The 1533-nt window shown below is 65.8% G+C and carries 2 protein-coding genes; one reads left to right on the plus strand and one right to left on the minus strand.

Annotation, left to right across the window (positions count from 1 at the left end; all coding sequences use genetic code 11):
* The first annotated feature begins 8 nt into the window (after positions 1-8).
* Complete coding sequence (locus ACRDU5_RS20785; protein WP_526616808.1) at positions 9-914, plus strand: NAD-dependent epimerase/dehydratase family protein; 906 nt, start codon at positions 9-11, stop codon at positions 912-914.
* 41 nt (positions 915-955) lie between these two features.
* Here ACRDU5_RS20785 and vapC read toward each other — a convergent pair whose 3' ends face one another.
* Positions 956-1375, minus strand: a complete 420-nt coding sequence (vapC, locus tag ACRDU5_RS20790; protein WP_526616810.1) for a type II toxin-antitoxin system VapC family toxin — start codon at positions 1373-1375, stop codon at positions 956-958.
* Between the last annotated feature and the right edge of the window lie 158 nt (positions 1376-1533).

Raw genomic sequence — 1533 nt, forward strand, 5'->3', positions numbered from 1 at the left:
GCGAGCGGGTGCTCGGCGTCGACAGCCTCAGCAGCTATTACGACCCCGGGCTCAAGCGGGCGCGCCTCGAGCGACTGCTGAGCCAGCGGGACTTCACGTTCGAGCAGCTCGACATCGCCGATCTGGACGCGATGCGGGCGTTGGTCGCTCCGCACGAGGACCAGATCACCGCGGTGGTCCATCTCGCCGCCCAGCCGGGCGTCCGCTACTCGCTCGAAGCGCCGTTCGAATATGCGCACAACACTCTGACAGGGCACCTCGCGATTCTGGAACTGTGCCGGGGCGCGCTGCCGAAGCTGCGGCATCTGGTGTACGCCAGCTCCAGCTCGGTCTATGGCGGCAACACCAAGGTGCCGTTCGCGGTCGAGGACCGCACCGATCAGCCGATGTCGCTCTATGCCGCGACCAAACGGGCGGACGAGCTGATGAGCCATTGCTACGGCCATCTGTTCGGGATTCCGGCGACCGGCCTGCGCTTCTTCACCGTGTACGGGCCCTGGGGACGGCCCGACATGGCTTACTACACCTTCGCCGACGCCATCGCGCACGGCCGCGCGATCACCCTTTACAACCAGGGCGAGATGCAGCGCGACTTCACCTATATCGACGACATCGCGTCCGGCGTGCTCGCCGCCCTGGACCGGCCGCCGGCGGCGGGCAGCGGGCCGCCACACGCCATTTACAATCTCGGCAACCACCGGCCGGTCGAGCTGCGGCGCTTCGTCGAGATTCTGGAACAGGCCCTCGGCAGGAAGGCCGAGATCCGGCTTGCGCCAATGCCTCCCGGCGACGTGCTCGCGACGTTCGCGGACATCGAAGCCAGCCGGCGCGATCTCGGCTTCGAGCCGAAGACGCCGATCGAGGTGGGGCTGCCCAAATTCGTCGAGTGGTACCGCGAGTACCACGGCACCTGAGCGCCCGGCGTCCGAGCTAAGACATTCGGTGCTCTTCAGATCTACCGCGCACGTAGTCCAAGGTGCAGCGCCATCGGATCGAAGTCACGGTCACTGTGCAGCAGGTCGCAGTCCATGGCGATGCACCAGGTGCCGATCAGCAGGTCGATCGTCTTGCGCACGGTCACGCCGAGCCGCCGTAGCGCGCGATAGTAATCCGCGGCCTGGAGTGCCAGATCGACTCCGCCGATCGTCACAAGCTCGAAGCTCAGCAAGACGTCCCTGACCGCCGCGTGCTCGGCGGCATCGGGGATACCGCGCAGAACCTCGCAGAGCACGAGGTCGGCGACGAGTAGGTCGATTTGATTTTCCGTATCGACCGCGGCGGGATCCAGCCGATCGAGAAGCGTACCCAGAATGATGGTCTCGCGCGTCCGGACGCCGCGTAAGTGATCGATCCAGACGGAGCTGTCGACAAGCATCCTCATTCGTGGCGATCGACCGCTTCGTCCAGGCGCTCCCGATGCAGATCACCTTCCCATCGGACGCGGCCGAACAGCTTTCGGGCATCGGCCTGCCGCTTGCGCCGGGCTAGAAGCTGCAGTCCTGCCTCCACGACCTTGCGCTTGGTCTTGAGTCC

Origin of the sequence: Mycobacterium sp., from assembly GCF_050701515.1 — a bacterium.
Lineage (GTDB): Bacteria > Actinomycetota > Actinomycetes > Mycobacteriales > Mycobacteriaceae > Mycobacterium.

What these genes read in the sequence shown, in the direction of transcription:
- vapC (WP_526616810.1), bottom strand. Translation starts at nt 1,375, where the DNA reads ATGCTTGTCGACAGCTCCGTCTGGATCGATCACTTACGCGGCGTCCGG.